This window comes from Mangrovicoccus algicola, from assembly GCF_014903745.1.
Lineage (GTDB): Bacteria > Pseudomonadota > Alphaproteobacteria > Rhodobacterales > Rhodobacteraceae > Mangrovicoccus > Mangrovicoccus algicola.
Genome location: NZ_JACVXA010000007.1, coordinates 71,023 through 88,603 on the forward strand (window position 1 = coordinate 71,023; position 17,581 = coordinate 88,603).

The following is a 17,581-nucleotide window of genomic DNA, read 5'->3' on the forward strand; positions in this document are numbered from 1 at the left end:
GCTCAGCGCGCGGACGCGGCCTGCGCGCGGTCGTATTCCATCAGGAACAGGCTCCCCAATGCCTGTCCGTAGGGGGTCGGCAGGTTCGGGATCTGCCGGTAGAATTCCAGCGTGTGGCCCATCGGCGTGCCGTCGGAGACATCGCCGAGGAACCCGTCGCCGTCGATTCGCGACAGGATCGCGGGCAGCGCGCGTTCCACGATCCGCGCCTCTTCCGCGCCGATCAGCCCCTCGCGCCGCCCCGCCAGAACGCCATAGGCGATGCCGGCGGTCCCCGAGGACTCCACCGGGCTGCCGGGATCGTCCAGCAGCGTGTGGAACAGCCCCTCGTCATTCTGAAGCACCGCCAGCGCGCGCACCTGGGTCAGGTAGACCTCGCGCAGGAACCGCGCCACGGCGCCCTGCGGCGGGCAGATGCGGAACAGTTCGGGAATGGCGATCGTCACCCAGGCATTGCCCCGCGCCCAGAGCGCGCGGGCATAGCTGTGGCGCCCGTGGAAGGTCCAGCCGTGATAGAACAGCCCGCTTTCGCGGTCGCCGAGGAACCGCACATGGGTCAGGTACTGGTAATGCGCATCCTCGATCCAGTCGGGGCGCGCGCAGATCCGCCCGGCCTGCGCCACGAACAGCACCGCCATGACCAGCGTGTCGTCCCAGAGCTGGCCGTCATTGTCGCGTTCCTTGACCGTGTGCTGATAGCCGCCCTCCTCGGTCTTGGGCATCTCCTCGTGCAGCCAGCCCGCCCAGTCGGCGATCAGCGCCTGCCAGTCGGCGCGCGGGCGGCGTTCGGCCAGAAGCGCCAGCGCCAGCATCGGCGCGGTGGAATTGACCTGGCGGCGCGGCAGGCCGCGGGCGATCTGGCGGTCGTACCAGCGCGCCAGCCGGTCCATCGCCGCCTCGTCGCCCTCGGCCTCGGCGCGGCGGAACTCGCCATAGAGCCCGACGCCGACCTCCCAGTCCCATTCGTCGAAATCGATCTCGTCGCCCGGGGCCGCGCCCTCGTCGCCGATGCCCTTCAGCCTGCGGAACCCGCGCGACAGCGCGGCGATGGCAGAGGCGGTATCCAGATTGGCGTGATAGGTCATTCAGAACTCCACAGCTGTCAGGGGCGCGCCGTCGAAACCGGCATGCGGGGTGATCGAGAGGGGGGCGAAGGGCACGGCCGCGCCGTCGCGCAGCAGCCCGGCCGCGAAATCGGCGGAGAGGGTCGCGCCCCCGGCTTGCCAGTCCAGCCGCAGAGCGGCCGCGTCGAAGACCGGGGCAAGCGCCCGGGCGCGGGCACAGAACGCCGCGAACCCGCCATCGGTGGCCGCCGATCCGGCCACCATCAGCCAGCCCGCCTGCGCGGCATGGGCACGCCATTCCTGGCCCTTGTAGAGGCCGGTCTCCAGCCGTTCCAGCGGCGCCGAGGCCCAGAGCGCGGCATAGCCCTCCCCCGCCCGCTGGAACAGCCACTGGCCGTCCTCGATGCAGTCATCGAGCAGTTCGGCGGGCGCGAAGGCATGGGTGAAGCGCACCGGATGATCGTGGCGGTCGAGGTCATAGACCAGCGCCGCGACATTGCCCTCCATGCAGACCCGCGGCACGACGCCATTGGCCATCCAGTAGGAGGGCCGCCCGCCGCCCCAGACCTTCAGCTCGCCGGGATGGTTGATCCATGTGCGCGCCAGCGGATGGGCGGCGAACTGGATTTCCGCGACATGCTGCTGGTGGCCCGGATCGCCGGTGCGGTGGCCGGTCACGGCCGACAGCTGCGACGCGGCCGATTTCCACAGCGCCAGTTTGGCGTTCTGGTTCAGCCCCTGGACATAGCGCGCCTCCAGCCGGTCATGGCCCTCCAGCCGGTGCAGCGCGTCGCAGGCGGCGGGCGGCGCGTAATCCGACACGGCAAACAGCGCCGCGGCGCGTTCATGGCCCGGGCACCAGATGCCGCCGAAGGCGATGGCCGCCACCGCGCCCAGTTCGGTGGCGGGCCCGGCGAACAGCTCCTTCTCGTAGACCCGGCCTTGGCTGCCCACCGGCATGCCGTCGACCGAATGCAGCGCGGTCATCACGAAGATGCTGTCGATCAGCGCCTTCGCCCGCGCCTTCAGATCGGCATCCGGGCTGCAGGCCTCAAGCGTGAACAGCCCCAGGAGGTCGATGGGGTAGTAGCAGGAGGAATTCCACTCGGCGAGCCCGTGATCCTCGACGGAGTCGAACCACCGCCCCAGCCGGATCCGCGCGGCCTCGCGATGCCCGGCGCCGCTCCGGCCGCTATTGGGGAAGACCTCGTCGGGGAAGGTGTCCCCCGCGAGGAACTGCGCGACATGGAAGCAGAAGGCGTGGTTCTCGCTCCAGAACCACATCACGTCATTGCCCGGCTCGTCCAGCCAGTAGCGGAAATCCAGGATCGCGCGGCGCACCTCGTCCCAGAGCGGCTGCGCCACCCCGGTCCCGGCATGGGCGCGCCAGGCCCAGATCAGCGGCAGGATCCAGAAATCGGCGCAGTCATGCCGGTCATTGATGCCGCGCATCGTGTGGCGGAAGATGCGTTCGATCTCCCCGGCATCGCCCCCTTCGCGCAGCAGGAGCAGCGCGCGGGAAATGCTGGTGCCCGGTTCGGCGGCGATGCGGGCGCGGGCGCGGGCCTTGCGCTCGGCCAGCGTCGCGCCCTCCAGCCGCGCGACCTCGCCCATGATCGTGGTGCCCAGCGACGCGTCCAGCCGCACCGCCCCCGCCTGCACGGAAAAGACCAGCGCATAGCAGCCCGGCGCGATCCCCGCGACATCGAACAGCCGGTGCACCTCGCCCGCGCGGGTGACGGTGAACCGCACCGGCGCCTTCAGCGGCAGCCGGTCGGCCAGCACGTTCATCGTCGCGCTGCCATCGGCGGATTGCCCGTCATGCAGCATCACCTCCACCGGCTCGGCAGGCGTGTGATCACAGACCACCGCCAGCTGTCCCTCCTCGTGGAACAGACGCGTCGTGCGCAGCGCGGCCAGGGTCTTCTCGACATCGCGCAGCCTTTCGGGATCGACCGCCGCCTGCAGACCCGCGGACAGGCCCTGCCCCGCGACCAGCCCCAGCCGGAAGAAGCAGCTGGTATCGCGCTCATGCAGGTCCTCGATCCGCACGGTCAGCGCCGTCACCCCCGCGGGCAGCGCCACCGCGACCCGCGCCTTGTGGGGAATGTTGCGGTCGAGCGGCGCATGCACCGCCACCAGCCGCTCGCCCGCCCAGAGATGGACGACGCCGCAGGTCTCGATCTCGAAGGTGACGCTCTGCGCCTCCTCGGCGCGGATCAGCGCGCGGGCGAAGCGGGCGATGCGGGTGGGGCGGAAACAGAAGGTGGTGAAATCGACCCGCGGATTCTCGCCGCCCAGATAGACCTCGGAGAAGCTCTCCGCGGCGGGGATCTGCGGATCCAGCCCGGGCAGGATCTTGCGGAAGGCCTCGCGGCAGGGCAGGTCGCCGGTCGCCACCCAGCCATTGACGAAACGGTAATCCACCTGGTCGGGATGCACCCGCGCCGTGCCGGGAAAGATCTCCCGCGCGGCCGGGGTGACCAGCCAGCGGTTCACGGCGGCGCCCTCCTCCAGCGGCCACCAGACCGGCTTTGCGCCATGTTGCGCAACTTTTTGCTCTACGTGCTGCACGAATCCTCTCCTCCCGAGGCCTGATATTCCGGATAAAACGGCAATTCAGCCTCATATCGGCGTTGACAGAGCCACAGACTTGCACAATTGTCCAGATGCGTTGCGAAACTTTTTGCGCAACCGGGAGGAATAGGGAGGATACCATGCTCAAGCTTGCGACCGCCGCGAGCGCCCTGGCCTTGATTGCCGGGCAGGCTCTGGCCAAGGACACGATCAGCTTCGCCTTCACCGATGACGACCCCGCCTATATCGAGAGGATGGGCGCGCTGCTGGAGGAGTTCGAGGCCGCCAATCCCGATATCGAGGTGGAATTCATCACCGCGGGCTATTCGCAGCTGGTCGAGCAGCTGCCCCTGCAGCTGGCCGTGGGCGAGGGGCCGGACCTGGCCAAGATCGCCGATCACGGGCTGATGCGCTACACGCTGGACCTGCGCCCCTACATGGCCGATCCCGACGGGTTCGCCGCGCTGCATGGCAGCACGCTGAACCTGCTGAAGACCGCCGATGCGCCTGCCGACAAGATCGGGGGGTTCCAGCTGTCGCAGACGCTGAACCTGCCCTTCGTCAACAAGACGCTGTGGGACCAGGCGGGCGAACCCCTGCCCGAGGCGGGCGCGACGCTGAACGAGATCGTCGAGGCCTCGCAGCGCGTCGCCGAGGCCACCGGCATCGACATCCCCTTCACCATGGACCGCTCCGGCCACCGCTTCACCGGCCCGGCCTTCTCCTATGGCGCGCATTACGCGGTGGACGGCCACCTGACCTTCCCCGACGAGGCGGCAAAGGCCTATATCGCCGACATGTATCGCTGGACCCGGGAAGGCGCCTTCCCCAAGGAGATGTGGGGCGCCGCGGGCGGGTCGCGCTACAAGAACATGGGCGATGAATTCGTCGATGCGAACGTGGCCACCTATTTCGCGGGCAACTGGATGGTGAACCCGTTCAGGGCCAAGATCGGCCAGGATTTCGAATGGACGGTGCTGGACGCGCCCTGCGGCGACGGCGGCTGCATCCCGATGCCGGGCGGCACGTTCCTGGCGGCCTTCAACACCACCGACCATCCCGAGGCGGTGGCGAAGCTGGTGGAATTCCTCGGCTCCGAACAGGTCGTGCGCGCGCTGGCGGAGCGGTTCGTCATCATCCCCGGCGCCGCCATCGACGATCTCGCGTACCAGATCGACGATCCCAGCGCCGCCGCGGCGATGAAGGTCTTCGCCCGCAATGCCCCCAAGGTCACCGACGAGATCCGCGACTGGTCGGCCTTCCCCGGCATCCAGGCGGTGCAGGGCGCGATCGTGCAGCGCATGTCGCAGCTGATCGTCGGGGAACTGTCCCTGGAGGACACCTATGACCGCCTGGCCTCGGATATCGCCACGATCGATTCCGAACTGAGCAACTGACGGCCGCCCTTCCCTTCGGCCGTCCGGGGGCGGGTGCCCCTCCGCACCCGCCCCGCCCTGCATCCGGACGCCTGCCGCCTGTTTCTTTCGCCGCGCCGCCGCGCTAGGATCGGCCCGAGGCAGAAGATACGGACAGCAGACAGGAGTCCCCGATGCGCAGAACCCTCCTTGCCGCGGTGGCGGCCTCCCTGCTGGGCGCGGCGATCGCCCCGGTTCCGGCAATGGCGGCCTCGATGGGCCGCTACGAGGTGGCCGGCGTCGAGGGCGAGGACATGCTCAAGATGCGCGCCGGGCCGGGAACGGGCTATAACGTGCTTCTCGGCCTGCCCAACGGCACCGTCCTGCGCGTCCATAGCTGCCAGCAGACCGGCCCGACGCGCTGGTGCAGCGTCTCGCTGGATCGCGCGCGCGAGGTTTCCGGCTATGTCTCCTGGGCGTATCTGCGCAAGAAATAGCCGCCGCCCGCAGCGGGTCCGGCGCTAGAAGAACGCGATGCGCAGCCCCGCCCCGGACCGCTCGATCCGGGCCTCGACCCCGAAGACGTCGCGGATCAGCCCGGCATCCAGCACCTGCGCGGGCCGCCCCTGCGCCACCAGCCGGCCATCCTGCATCACCGCGATCTCGTCGCAGAAGGCGGCCGCCTGGTTCAGGTCATGCAGCGCCACCACCACGCGGGCCCCCAGATGCGGCAGCAGCCGCAGCAGCTCCAGCTGATGGCGGATGTCCAGGTGGTTGGTCGGCTCGTCCAGCAGCAGCTCGCGCGGTTCCTGGGCCAGGGCGCGGGCGATCTGCACGCGCTGGCATTCGCCGCCCGACAGGGTCGCCCAGGGCTGGTCGCCGCGGCCCTGCATCCCGGCGCGTGCCAGCGCCGCCGCCACCGCCGCCTCGTCCGCCGCCGACCAGGGCGCCCAGGCCCCGCGCCGCGGCGGCCGCCCCAGCGCCACGACCTCGCGCACGCTCAGCGCCGAGGCGGTCGCGGCATCCTGTTCCACCAGCGCCAGGCGGCGGGCGACATCGCGGCGGCGCATCCGCGCCATGGGCTGCCCATCCAGCAGCACCGCCCCGCCCGTGCCGCGGCGCAGCCCCGCCATCAGCCGCAGCAGGCTGGACTTGCCCGAGCCGTTGGGCCCCACCAGCCCCAGCACGCCGCGTCCGGGCAGCCGCAGCGTGACCCCCCGCAGGATCGGCACGCCCCCGGGCGCCCAGTGCAGATCCTCGGCCGAGAGGCTCATCGCCGCCCCCGCGAGCGCCACAGGATCAGCGCGAAGGCCGGCGCGCCGAACAGCGCAGTGACCACCCCGACCGGCAGGACCTGCCCCGGCAGCACCAGCCGCGACAGCACGTCGGCCCCGGTCAGGAACACCGCCCCCGCCAGCGCGGCGGCCGGGATCAGCCGCCCGTGCGACGGCCCCACCAGGAAGCGCATCGCATGGGGGATCACCAGCCCGACGAAGCCCACCGCGCCGATCAGGCTGACCACCGCCGCGGTCAGCACCGCGGTCAGCGCCAGGAGCCCGGCGCGCAGCCGCACCACCTCCACCCCCAGCGCGGCGGCGGCATCCTCGCCGAAGGCGAAGGCATCCAGCGCCCGCGCCCGCCACAGGCACAGTCCCAGACCGGCCAGCGCCACCGGCACCGCCAGCGCCGCATCCGGCCAGCGCACCCCGCCGAGGCTGCCCAGCATCCAGAACAGGATGCCGCGGGTCTGCTCGGCATCCGCCGAGGAGGCGACGATGAAGGCGGTCGCGGCATTGAACAGCTGCGACCCCGCCACCCCCGCCAGGATGATCCGCTCGGTCCCGCCGCCCGCGCCGAAGGCCAGCAGCCCGACCAGCGCGAAGGCCAGCGCCGCCCCCGCCAGCGCCCCGGCAGGCACGCCGAGCAGGCCCGCCCCCGCGGCCAGCACGATCACCGAGACCGCCCCCGCCGAGGCCCCGGCCGAGATGCCCAGCAGGTAGGGTTCGGCCAGCGGGTTGCGCAGCAGTGCCTGGAGCACCACGCCGCAGACCGCCAGCGCCGCGCCGCAGGCCATGGCCACCACCGCGCGGCTGGCACGGTAATGCCAGATGATGCCCTCGCGGATCGGATCGACCGGCAGCGACAGGCCCAGCAGGCGGTTGCCCAGCGTCGCCGCGACATCCGCCGCCCCGACCCGGACATCCCCCAGCATCAGCGCCGCGGCGAGCGCGACGGCCAGGATCGCCGCCGCCGCGCCCAGAACCGGCGCCAGTCCCAGCGACAGGCCCCCGGCGGGCAGGCGCCGCATCGCGGCGGCAAGGCTCATGGCGCCAGGCCCAGGTCGCGCAGCCCCGCGGCCAGCACCTCCACCCCGTCCACCGCGCGCAGGGTGGGGTTCATCGACTGGGCGGGCATCTCGATCAGCCGGCCTTCGCGCACCGCGCTCAGCCGGGAGGCCACCGGATCTCGCTCCAGGAAGGCCCGCTTGGCCGCCACGTCGTCGCCCGGCAGGCTGCGCCGCTCCATCCGGCCCAGGACGATCACGTCCGGATCCAGCGCGGCGATGGTCTCCCAGCCGACCAGCGGCCATTCCTCCTGCGAGTCGATGACGTTGCGCAGCCCCGTCACCTGCGAGATCCAGCCCGGCGCGCCGAGCCGGCCGGCGACATAGGCCTCGCCCTCGATCCGCGGCGAAGAGAACCAGTAGAGCACCGAGACATCCCGTCCGCGCAGCGCCTCCGCCCCTGCCGTGACCGCCTCGATGCGCGCGCGGTTCGCCGCGATCAGCGCCGCCCCCGCCTCCGGCCGGTCGAAGATGGCGGCAAGTTCCGCGATCTCCTGCTCCAAGAGCGCCATGTCCCAGGCCTGCGACCGCGCGCCGTCGCCGCTCCCGGCGTTGAAGGCGCTTTTCGCGCATTCCGCCGGGGAGACATAGGCGGGGATGCCGAAATCGGCGAACTGGTCCCAGCTGCCGACCCGCGACTCGCCGGGGCCGATATCGTTGATCCATTGCGCGGCGACGAAATCGGGCCGCACCGCCAGCACAGTCTCGAAACCCGGCGAGTTGTCGGCCAGCCGCGGCAGCGCCGCCCCCGCCTCCGCCAGCGGCGCGGGCAGCGGATCGAGCCAGATGGCCGTGCCCGCGATCCGATCCGTCACCCCCAGCGACAGCAGGATCTCGGTCGTGCCCTGGCCCAGCGACACGGCGCGGGCGGGCGGGGCGGCGACCTGCAGCGGATGGCCGCAATTGGCGATCTCCAGCGGGAAACCCGCGGGATCGGCCCGCAGCGCGGCCATGGGCAGGATCAGCCCCGTCAGGGCGGAAAGGCACAGAAGGCGGCCGGGGCCGCGGCGGGACAGGATCATCGACACTCCTTTTCCGGACACCCCGTCCGGCGGTCATGAGGACCGGCCCGCGACGCGCGGCACCGGGGCGGCAGGTCTCCTGACTCGCGGCCATGGTCCCGGCACGGCCTTCCCGCATCGCGCGATGCAGTGGCCCGCCCCGCGGGGCGAAGATGCCGGAACGGCCGCCTACAGTTGCGGGGGCAGTCCCGGATTTCCCGCCCGCGAAGGCCGGGGCACCGGGTTCCCTTTTCATCCCCCCTGCGGGGGAACCGTCCGCGGGCATCCCTCCGCGGCGGGCCGGGACTTGTCAAGCCGGGGCGGAGGCGCGGCGCCATTCCGGACGGATGAACCGCTTTACTGAACACTTGTCCGAATCTATTGACACCCTGTCCTGTCCCGTGGTTTCTGGGCCCCGGAGGAGACGGACCCGATGCGAAAGCCCCTGGCACAGACGCAGACCGGACCGCTGGTGCTGGACACCGCGGAACGGCTGTTCGCGGAACGCGGATTTTCCGCCGTGTCGCTGCGCGAGGTCGCGCGCGAGGCGGGGGTGGCCGTCTCCAGCGTGATCTACCATTACGAGGACAAGTTCGGCCTGCTGGCCGAGATCTACGACCGCCACACGCGGCCCATGAACGCGCGCCGCGCCGAACTGCTGGGCGAGGCCACGCGGATCGCCGACCGGTCCGACCGGCTGACCGCGATCCTGCGCGCCTATCTGATCCCCGCCTTCCGCTCCTCGGGCGACGAGACCGGCGGCGGCGCGCGCTTCACCCGGCTGCGCGCGATGCTCTCGGCCGAGGCCGATCCGAAGGTGCGCGGGATCATCGCCGCCAGCTTCGACGCCACCACGCGGCAGTTCCTCGACGCGATCGGGGATTGCCTGCCCGGGGCCGAACGCGGCGCCATCGTCTGGCAGGCGCAGTTCCTGCTGGGCGGGCTTTACTACACGCTGGTCAATCCCGAGCGGATCGCCCGGCTGTCGGACGGCACCGAGGATGCCGCCGATCACGACCGGGCCATCGCGATGCTTATCGCGGCGGCCCATGCAGCTTTCCTCGCCCTCGTCCCGGAGGAGACGGACGCGGGCTGACATCACTGCACGGAACAGGGAGGAACCATCCGTGAAACCAACCCCCATTCTCGCCGCGCTGGTCGCAGCGGGCTCTCTGGCCCTGCCCGCCGCCGCCGACGACCGCATTTCCATCGGCACCGGCGGCACCGGCGGGCTGTTCTACGTGATCGGCGCCGGCATGGCCGAGGTCATCAACAGCCACATGGACGGCGCCTTCGCCCGCGCCGAAGTGACCGGCGCCTCGGTGGAGAACATACGCCGCGTCTCGGCCGGACAGCTGACCTTCGGCTTGTCCTCCTCCTCGACGCTCTACGAGGCGGCCAAGGGCGAGGGCCCCTTCGCCGACGGCGCGCAGCCGGTGGCGGGGCTGGCCTATCTCTACCCGGCCGCACTTCAGGTGGCGACGCTGGAAGACACCGGCATCGCGGGCTTCGAAGACCTGGCGGGCAAGAAGATCAACCTGGGCCCGCCCGGATCGAATTCCGCCGTTCTGGCACAGCGCCTGCTGGAGGCCTATGGCGTCTTCGATCCCGAGAACGTGCAGTTCCTGTCCTATGCCGAGGGCGTCACCGCGCTGGAGAACGGCATGGTCGACGCGATCGCGGTCCTGGCCGGGGCGCCCACCGCGGCGCTGATCGACCTGGATGCGCGCAAGGACATGGTGATGCTGAGCCTCGATCAGGACAAGATCGCCGCCCTGTTCGAGACCTATCCCTTCTACAAGCCCTATGTCATCCCGGCGGGCACCTATGGCGACCAGACCACGGATGTCACGGTGGTCAACGACCCGGCCACCGCCTTCATCGGCGCCGATGCCGATCCGGCGATGGTCGAGGCGCTGACCGCCGCGATCTTCGACAATCTCGACGAGCTGGCCGGGGTGCATCCGCAGGCGGCGGAGATCACGCTCCGGACCGCGCCGGACACGCCGATCCCGCTGCATCCCGGCGCGGCGGCCTATTTCGCGGGCCACTGAGCCCGCGGCCTTTCCCCACGACCCCCAGGAGGACAGGGTGGATCTTTCAAGCATTCCCGGCAGGCTCGCCCTGCCGGGGGCCGGTGACGCGCGCCGTCCCCTGCCCCGGATCGCCGGCGCCCTCGTTGCGCTGCTTGCCGTCATTGCCACCTGGCTGGTGATCGAGGGCGCCTATTTCGGCACGATCACCGCGCATGTGCTGCGCGCGCTGTTCTTCTCCGCCGTCGCCGCGGCGGGGCTGATCGGGGCGGGGGCGCTGGCCGAGGCGCGCTGGCTGCGCGCGCTGTGCTGGGTTCTTGTGCCTCTGGCGGTGCTGCCGGGGCTGGCGATCCAGGCGGAGTATACCGACATCGTCATGCGCGGCGCCATGTCGACCCCGCCCGACCTGTGGCGCTTTGCCGGGCTGATGGCGGCGCTTTACGTGCTGGTGCAGCGCCAGATCGGCTGGCCGCTGATCCTGCTGATGTCCGTCGCGCTGGCCTATGCCTGGTTCGGCTACCTGATCCCCGGGCGCTACGGCCATGGCGGCTACGGGCTGGACCGGCTCAGCTCGACGCTGATGCTGTCGACCGAGGGCGTCTATGGCGTGCCGATGGGCGTGGCGGTGGAATACATCTTCCTCTTCTCGCTGCTGGGCAACCTGCTGATGCGGGTCGGCACCGGCGAGGTCTTCGTCGATATCGCCCGCGGGCTGACCGGGCGGACCCGCGGCGGGCCGGGCCTCTCGGCGGCGCTGTCCTCGGCGCTGCTGGGCACGATCAACGGCTCGGCGGTGGCCAATGTCGTCACCACCGGCACCTTCACCATCCCCTTGATGAAACGCGCGGGCTACTCGGCCAACCTGGCCGGGGCGATCGAGGCGGCCGCCTCCTCGGCCGGGCAGATCCTGCCCCCCGTCATGGGCGCCGCCGCCTTCCTGATGGCCGAGATCATCGGCATGCCCTACAGCCAGATCGCGCTGGCCGCGCTGGTGCCGGGGCTTCTGTATGTGCTGGCGCTGATGGTCGCGGTCTGGCTGGAGGCCGGGCGGCTGGGGCTGGAACCCGACCGCGAGGCGGGCTTCGCGCTCTTGCGCGAGACGCTGGCGAGACGCGGCTACCTGCTGCTGCCGCTGGTCGCGCTGGTGGGGTTCCTGATCGCGGGCTTCACCCCCACCCGCGCCGCGGTCCTGGCGATCATCGCGGGGCTCCTGCTGTCGCCCTGGCGGAAGGACAGCCGCTTCGGACCCGTCGGCGCGGTGCTGATCTGCCGCGACACGCTGCTGGCGGTGCTGCCCATCGTCGCCGCCGTGGCCGCGGCGGGCGTGGTGATCGGGGTGCTGAACCTGACCGGGCTGGGGCTGATGCTCTCGGGGCTGATCGTCGATCTGGGCGGCTCCTCGATCTGGGCGATCCTGGGGCTGACCGCGATCGTCGCCTTCCTTCTGGGCATGGGCCTGCCCACCTCGGCCTCCTACCTGCTGCTGGCGGTGCTGGTGGCGCCTGCGCTGACAAGGCTCGGCCTGCCGCCGATCGTGGCGCATATGTTCATCTTCTATTTCGGGCTGGTCTCGGCGATCACCCCGCCGGTGGCGCTGGCAGCCTATGCGGCGGCCTCGATCTCGGGCGGCTCGGCCAATGGCACGGCGGTGGAGTCGATCCGGCTGGGCTTCGTCAAGCTGCTGGTGCCGTTCCTCTTCGTCACCATGCCGGGGCTGCTGATGCTGGGCAGCCTGCCCGAGATCGTGCTGGCCATCCTCTTCGCCACCATCGGCACCGTGGCGCTGACCATTGCCATGGCGGGCTGGTTCCGCTCGCCGATGGCCCCGCTGGAACGGCTGGGCCTGGCAGCGGGCGCGCTCCTGACGCTGTGGCCCGCGGCAGTGACGGCGACCGATCCCGTCACGCTGGCCGCCCGTGCCATAGGCCTCGGCGCGGTGGCCCTCCTGCTGATCCGGCGCGGGCGCCATGCGCCCCGCCCCGCTGCAACCCTGTCCGAGGCGAATTGATGCGACACGACAACCTGCCCTTCCACCCCGATCCCTCGGTTCCGGCCCTGGCCCTGCCCGAGGGCGCCTGCGACGCCCATTGCCATGTCTTCGGCCCGGCGGCGCAATTCCCCTTCGCCCCCGAGCGGACCTATACCCCGGTCGATGCGCCCTGGGAGGTGCTCCAGGCCCTGCATGCCCGGCTGGGCCTGCAGCGCACCGTTCTGGTCCAGGCCAGCTGCCACGGGCGCGACAATGCCGCGATGCTCGATGCCATCGCCCGCTCGGGCGGGACCTGCCGCGGCGTCGCCATGACCGGACCCGAGATCGGCGATGCCGAGCTGGACCGGCTGCATGCGGGCGGGGTGCGCGGGCTGCGCTTCAACTTCGTCACCCATCTGGGCGCCGATGCCGATTTCGACGCGGTGGCCGGGCTCTGCGCGCGGATCGCGCCGCTGGGCTGGCATGCGGTGGTGCATTTCGACGCCGACCGGCTGGAGACCCTGGCGCCGGTGCTGAAGACGCTCGACCTGCCCCTGGTGATCGACCACATGGGCCGGGTCGATGCCTCGAAGGGCTTCGACCAGCCCGCCTGGGGGATGCTGCTGGACCTGATGGAGGATCCGCGCTTCTGGGTGAAGGTCTGCGGCGCCGAGCGGATCACCCGCGCGGGCCCGCCCTATGCCGATGCCGTGCCCTTCGCGCGCGAACTCGTCGCGCGCTTTCCCGACCGGGTGCTGTGGGGCACGGACTGGCCGCATCCCAATATCCGCAAGGACATGCCCGATGACGGGCTGCTGGTGGACCTGCTGGCAGAGATCGCGCCCGACCCCGCGGCGCTGCGCCGGCTGCTGGTGGAGAACCCCACGCGGCTCTACTGGGCGGACTGACCGGGGCGGGGCCCGCCATCCGGGCGGGCCCCGTCACCTCAGTCCTTGATCAGCATCTTGCGCGGGATGTTGCAGAACACCTCGGGCGGGCCCTCCTCGGAAATCGCGATGGATTCCGTGGTCTCGTAGCCCCAGCTGTCCATCCACAGCCCGGTCATGAAATGGAAGGTCATCCCCGGCTGCAGCACGGTGCGGTCGCCGCGGCGGATCGACATCGTCCGCTCGCCCCAGTCGGGGGGATAGCTCAGCCCGATCGAATAGCCCGCGCGGTTGTCCTTCTGGATGCCGTGGCGTTCCAGCGCCGAGAAGAAGCCGATGGCGATGTCCTCGCAGGTATTGCCCGGCCGCGCGGCCTCGAGCCCGGCCTCCATCCCCTCCAGCACGGCCTGTTCGGCATCGAGGATATGGCCCGGCGGCTTGCCCAGGTAGATCGTGCGCGACAGGGGCACGTGATAGCGCTGATAGCAGCCCGCGATCTCGAAGAAGGTGCCCTCGTCGGGCTTCATCGGCAGGTCGTCCCAGGTCAGGTGCGGCGCGGCGGCATCCGGCCCGGAGGGCAGGAGCGGCACGATCGCCGGGTAGTCGCCGCCATGGCCCTCCCAGTCATCATAGCGCAGGCCCGCATCGTAGATATCGGCCACCAGGTCGCATTTGCGGATGCCGACCTCGACCTTCTCGGCGATGCGGCGATGCATCCGTTCGACCAGCCGCGCGGCCGAGCGCATGTAATCCAGCTCCTTCTCGGATTTCACCGAACGCTGCCAGTTGATGAAGCCGGTCGCATCCTTGAAGGTCGCGTCGGGCAGCCCGGCGGTCAGCCGTTCATGGGCGCGCGCGGAATACCAGTAATTGTCCATCTCCACGCCGATATGGCCCTTGTCCCAGCCCATGTCCTTCAGCCGGGCGCAGAGATATTCCATCGGGTGTCGCTCGGTGGACTGCACGTAATGGTCGGGATAGCCGATCACCCGGTCGCGCTGCATCCAGACGGTGCGATAGGCGCCCTGCGCATCCTGGCCGCGGCCGAACCAGACGGGCGGCCCGTCCGGGCCCACGACCACGCATTGATGCACGTAGAAGGACCAGCCGCCATAGCCCGAGACCCAGGACATGTTGGAGGGGTCCGACAGGATCAGCATGTCGAAGCCCTCGCGCTCCATCCGGGCGCGGATCCTGACCAGCCGCTCCTCGTATTCGGCGGTGGTATAGCGTTCCGGCGTTCTCTGCAGCTTGTTCATCGGTTCAGTCCTGATCAAGGGCGGCCAGCGCCCTGGTGGCAATCGCGGTATCCTGCACGCCGGTCCCGGTCAGGTCGGCGATGGTGATGTCCCCGGGCGCGCGGCGGCCCGGATGGCGCCCCGTGACCACATCGCCCAGTTCGGGAAGGGTCCCGTCATCGGCGATCGTCCCGGCCGCCAGCGCGGCGCGCAGCTCGCCCATCCTGCGGGTCTGGGCAAGCCTGTCGGCAACGTAGAGATCGGCGCGCCCGAGGCAAGCGGGATCCAGTTCGCCCTTGCCCGCCTGGTCGCTGCCCATGGCCGTCACATGCTGGCCCGGGCGCAGCCAGTCCGCCATCAGGATCGGCGCCGTCGCGGGGGTGGTGGTGACGATGACATCGGCGAAACCCGCCGCCTCGGCCGGATCGGCGCAGGCCTCCACCCGCAGGTCCGGCCCGCTCATCTCGGCCGCCATCGCCCGCGCCCGGCCGGGATCGCGCGCCCAGACCAGCGCCCGCGTCACGGGACGCACCAGGCAGAGCGCCCGGAGCTGCATCCGCGCCTGCAGCCCGGCCCCGAAGATCGCCGCGCGCGACGCATCCGCCCGCGCCAGGTGCCGCGCCGCCACGCCGCCCGCGGCGGCGGTGCGCACATCGGTCAGATAGCCGTTATCCAGCAGGACCGCCTTCACCCGGCCGGTCCGCGCCGAGAGCACCACCATCAGCCCCGAGGTGGAGGGCAGCCCCCGCGCGGGATTGTCGAAGAAGCCCGGCGAGATCTTGACCGCGAAGCCCGGCAGGCCCGGCACATAGGCGGTCTTCACGTCCACCTCGCCATTCACATCGGGCATGTGCATCGACAGCACCGGCGGCATCTCCACGCTGCCCCCGGCCAGGGCGGCGAAGGCCTGTTCGACCACCTCGACCGCCTGCAGGTCCAGCGCGACGCCCGCGCGCAGCTCGGCCTCGTGCAGGATGCGGATCTCGCTCATCTTTCCCCCTTCAGGATGGCCGCGTGCAGCGCGGGATCGATATTTCCGCCCGACAGCAGCAGGACAAGCGGCCCGGCCCGGGCATCGAGCCTGCCCGCCAGCACCGCCGCCGCCCCGACCGCCGCGGCGCCCTCCACGGTCTCGCCCTCTTCCCGGGCCAGCCAGCGGATGCCCGCGGCGATCTCCGCCTCCTCCAGCAGGATCAGATCGTCCATCAGGTCGCGGCACATGGCGAAGGTCAGGCGATTTTCCAGGCCGATGCCGCCGCCCAGGCTGTCGGCCAGCGTCTCCAGCTCCTCGACATCGACGGGATGCCCGGCGGCAAGGCTGGCCGCCATGGCCGCGCCGCGCTCCATCGAGATGCCGATGATGCGGATATCGGGGCGCAGCGCCCTGGCCGCCGCCGCCACCCCCGCCAGCAGCCCACCCCCCGACAGGGGAATGGCGATCGCCGCCGCCTCCGGCAGATCCTCGAGGATCTCCAGCCCCAGCGTGCCCTGCCCGGCGATCACCGCCGCATCGTCGAAGGGCGGGACCAGCGCGAAGCCTTCCTCGCGCACCAGCCGCCGCGCCTCGTCGAAGGCCTCGTCCTGGCTGGCGCCGGTGATGCGCGCCTCGGCCCCCAGCGCCTCGATCGCGGCGATCTTGTTGGCCGGGACCAGCCGCGACATGCAGATCACCGCCGGGATCCCCAGCGCCCGCGCGGCATGGGCCAGCGCGCGGCCGTGATTGCCGGTGGAGGCGGTGGTGACCCCCGCGACCCGGCCCAGCCCGGCCGCCGCGTTGGACGCGCCGCGCAGCTTGAAGGCGCCGGTCTCCTGGTGATGCTCGCATTTCAGCCAGACCGGCCCGCCGGCCATGTCCGTCAGCCCCCGCGAGACCCGCAGCGGCGTGCGGCGGATCATCGGCGCGATGCGCGCGGCCGCCATGCGGATCTCGTCGAGCCCTACCATCGCCGGTCTCCGAACAGCCGTCCCGGCCCCCGGCCCGCGACGCCCGCCGCTGCCAGCATCGCCCAGAAGGCCACCTGGTTTGAACTCAGCACCGGCTTGCCCAGGCGATCCTCGATCCGGTCGATCACGCCCACGGCCGGAAGCGCCGTGCAGGACAGGAACAGCGCCTCCGCATGCGGATGATCGGCGGCCAGCGCCGCCTCGATCACCGCCTCCGGCGTCAGCATCGCCATGTCGCGGTCATCGCGATGGCCCATCGAATGGCGGGCCAGCACCCGCAGCCCGCCCGCCTCCAGGTGATCGCCGACCAGGTCCGTGGTCTCGGGGATATAGGGGGTCAGAAGCGACAGCGACCCGATCCCCAGCGCGGCGCAGGCCCTGCGCGCCGCCGAAAGCGGCGAGGTCAGCGGCGCCCGCCCCCCGGCCAGCCGGTCCAGATCCGCCCCCAGCACGGCACTGGCGGAGGTGCAGCCGAAGATCATGCCATCAAGCGCGACGCCCGGCAGGATCAGCCCCGCCGCCTCGGCCAGGCGCGGCCCGGTCCGGCGCAGGTTCTCCGGCGTGGTCGGGTTGTCGAAGGCGATGCGCGTCACGTGCAGCTGCGTGCCCGGCGGCATCAGCCGCTGCGCATCGCCCTCGATCGTCATGTCGGTGGCCAGGGCGATCAGACCGAAGCGCCGGACCGCGTCGCGGCGCAGCATGTCGGAGGTCATGGCTCAGATCACCAGGATCGGCGTGTCGGTCAGGCTGGTCACCTTGTGGCTGACCGAACCCAGCATGTAGCCCTCGGAGGATCCCAGCCCGCGCGAGCCCACGACGATCAGGTCGCATCCCTTCTCGCGGGCGAAGGCGACGATGGTGCGCGCATAATTGCCGCCCTTGATGAAGGCCTGCACCTTCTGCGCGCCCACCGCGCGGGCCCGGGCCTTGCCGGCCTCCGCCGCCTCGCGGGCATAGGCCCGCATCGTGTCATCCAGCCCGCGCCCGTCGACATCGGTGCCGCGCACCATCGACAGCGAGGCCTCCAGCATCGAGTGGTGCCGGTAGACCGTCAGCACCAGCATTTCCGCCCCGCTGAGCACCGCCAGTTCCGCCGCCTTGACCGTCGCGGCATCCGCGCCGCGCGACCCGTCATAGGCGACCAGTATCCGCTTGAACATCGCCTTGCC

General features: G+C 71.1%; 16 protein-coding genes and 1 riboswitch. Of the genes, 6 read left to right on the forward strand and 10 right to left on the reverse strand.

The annotated features are described in order from the left end of the window. Nucleotides 1-2: 2 nt before the first annotated feature. Both bglB and ICN82_RS03630 read right to left on the reverse strand, forming a co-directional pair. Nucleotides 3-1,085, reverse strand: coding sequence for a beta-galactosidase BglB (gene bglB / locus ICN82_RS03625; RefSeq protein ID WP_193179712.1), 1,083 nt, complete (start codon nt 1,083-1,085; stop codon nt 3-5). Continuing rightward, on the reverse strand, nt 1,086-3,638 hold the full coding sequence (locus ICN82_RS03630) for a hypothetical protein (RefSeq protein ID WP_193179714.1): 2,553 nt from the start codon (nt 3,636-3,638) through the stop codon (nt 1,086-1,088). It abuts the gene before it with no gap. A gap of 143 nt (nt 3,639-3,781) precedes the next feature. Here ICN82_RS03630 and ICN82_RS03635 point away from each other — a divergent pair, with 143 nt between their 5' ends. Both ICN82_RS03635 and ICN82_RS03640 read left to right on the forward strand, forming a co-directional pair. Then, nucleotides 3,782-5,038 (forward strand): ABC transporter substrate-binding protein, encoded by a 1,257-nt coding sequence (locus tag ICN82_RS03635; protein WP_193179716.1) that lies wholly within the window; start codon nt 3,782-3,784, stop codon nt 5,036-5,038. 152 nt (nt 5,039-5,190) lie between these two features. Then, nucleotides 5,191-5,493 (forward strand): SH3 domain-containing protein, encoded by a 303-nt coding sequence (locus ICN82_RS03640; RefSeq protein WP_193179718.1) that lies wholly within the window; start codon nt 5,191-5,193, stop codon nt 5,491-5,493. A gap of 24 nt (nt 5,494-5,517) precedes the next feature. On the opposite strand, the gene ICN82_RS03645 is transcribed toward ICN82_RS03640, so the two are convergent. From ICN82_RS03645 to ICN82_RS03655, 3 genes are read right to left on the reverse strand one after another with little or no spacing between them, the layout of a single operon-like run. Further along, nucleotides 5,518-6,270, reverse strand: a complete 753-nt coding sequence (locus tag ICN82_RS03645; protein ID WP_193179720.1) for an ABC transporter ATP-binding protein — start codon at nt 6,268-6,270, stop codon at nt 5,518-5,520. Beyond that, nucleotides 6,267-7,322, reverse strand: coding sequence for a FecCD family ABC transporter permease (locus ICN82_RS03650; protein WP_193179722.1), 1,056 nt, complete (start codon nt 7,320-7,322; stop codon nt 6,267-6,269). The genes ICN82_RS03645 and ICN82_RS03650 overlap by 4 nt, the downstream gene beginning before the upstream one ends. Further along, a complete protein-coding gene (locus ICN82_RS03655; protein ID WP_193179724.1) occupies nt 7,319-8,362 on the reverse strand; it encodes an ABC transporter substrate-binding protein in 1,044 nt (347 codons plus the stop codon). The genes ICN82_RS03650 and ICN82_RS03655 overlap by 4 nt, the downstream gene beginning before the upstream one ends. Nucleotides 8,363-8,414: 52 nt before the next feature. Then, nucleotides 8,415-8,633, reverse strand: a riboswitch (cobalamin riboswitch). 141 nt (nt 8,634-8,774) lie between these two features. Here ICN82_RS03655 and ICN82_RS03660 point away from each other — a divergent pair. Genes ICN82_RS03660 through ICN82_RS03675 form a run of 4 tightly spaced genes read left to right on the forward strand, consistent with a single transcriptional unit; the run spans nt 8,775 to nt 13,251 of the window. After that, nucleotides 8,775-9,437 (forward strand): TetR/AcrR family transcriptional regulator, encoded by a 663-nt coding sequence (locus tag ICN82_RS03660; RefSeq protein ID WP_193179726.1) that lies wholly within the window; start codon nt 8,775-8,777, stop codon nt 9,435-9,437. Nucleotides 9,438-9,468: 31 nt separating this feature from the next. After that, nucleotides 9,469-10,395: a TAXI family TRAP transporter solute-binding subunit gene (locus ICN82_RS03665; RefSeq protein ID WP_330998957.1), complete on the forward strand. Its 927-nt coding sequence runs from the start codon at nt 9,469-9,471 to the stop codon at nt 10,393-10,395. Between the two features lie 37 nt (nt 10,396-10,432). Then, nucleotides 10,433-12,382: a TRAP transporter permease gene (locus ICN82_RS03670; protein ID WP_193179728.1), complete on the forward strand. Its 1,950-nt coding sequence runs from the start codon at nt 10,433-10,435 to the stop codon at nt 12,380-12,382. Continuing rightward, a complete protein-coding gene (locus ICN82_RS03675; protein WP_193179729.1) occupies nt 12,382-13,251 on the forward strand; it encodes an amidohydrolase family protein in 870 nt (289 codons plus the stop codon). The genes ICN82_RS03670 and ICN82_RS03675 overlap by 1 nt, the downstream gene beginning before the upstream one ends. Nucleotides 13,252-13,289: 38 nt before the next feature. Here ICN82_RS03675 and doeA read toward each other — a convergent pair whose 3' ends face one another. From doeA to ICN82_RS03700, 5 genes are read right to left on the reverse strand one after another with little or no spacing between them, the layout of a single operon-like run. Beyond that, nucleotides 13,290-14,489, reverse strand: coding sequence for an ectoine hydrolase DoeA (doeA, locus tag ICN82_RS03680; protein WP_193179732.1), 1,200 nt, complete (start codon nt 14,487-14,489; stop codon nt 13,290-13,292). Between the two features lie 4 nt (nt 14,490-14,493). After that, the gene (locus ICN82_RS03685; RefSeq protein ID WP_193179734.1) at nt 14,494-15,459 is read right to left on the reverse strand and encodes a cyclodeaminase; all 966 of its coding nucleotides are present in this window, start codon (nt 15,457-15,459) and stop codon (nt 14,494-14,496) included. Further along, complete coding sequence (gene eutB, locus ICN82_RS03690) at nt 15,456-16,412, reverse strand: hydroxyectoine utilization dehydratase EutB (protein ID WP_193179736.1); 957 nt, start codon at nt 16,410-16,412, stop codon at nt 15,456-15,458. Before eutB ends, ICN82_RS03685 begins: the two co-directional genes overlap by 4 nt. Continuing rightward, complete coding sequence (locus ICN82_RS03695; RefSeq protein WP_193179742.1) at nt 16,406-17,125, reverse strand: maleate cis-trans isomerase family protein; 720 nt, start codon at nt 17,123-17,125, stop codon at nt 16,406-16,408. The genes eutB and ICN82_RS03695 overlap by 7 nt, the downstream gene beginning before the upstream one ends. Nucleotides 17,126-17,128: 3 nt before the next feature. Beyond that, nucleotides 17,129-17,572, reverse strand: a complete 444-nt coding sequence (locus tag ICN82_RS03700; RefSeq protein WP_193179743.1) for a universal stress protein — start codon at nt 17,570-17,572, stop codon at nt 17,129-17,131. Between the last annotated feature and the right edge of the window lie 9 nt (nt 17,573-17,581).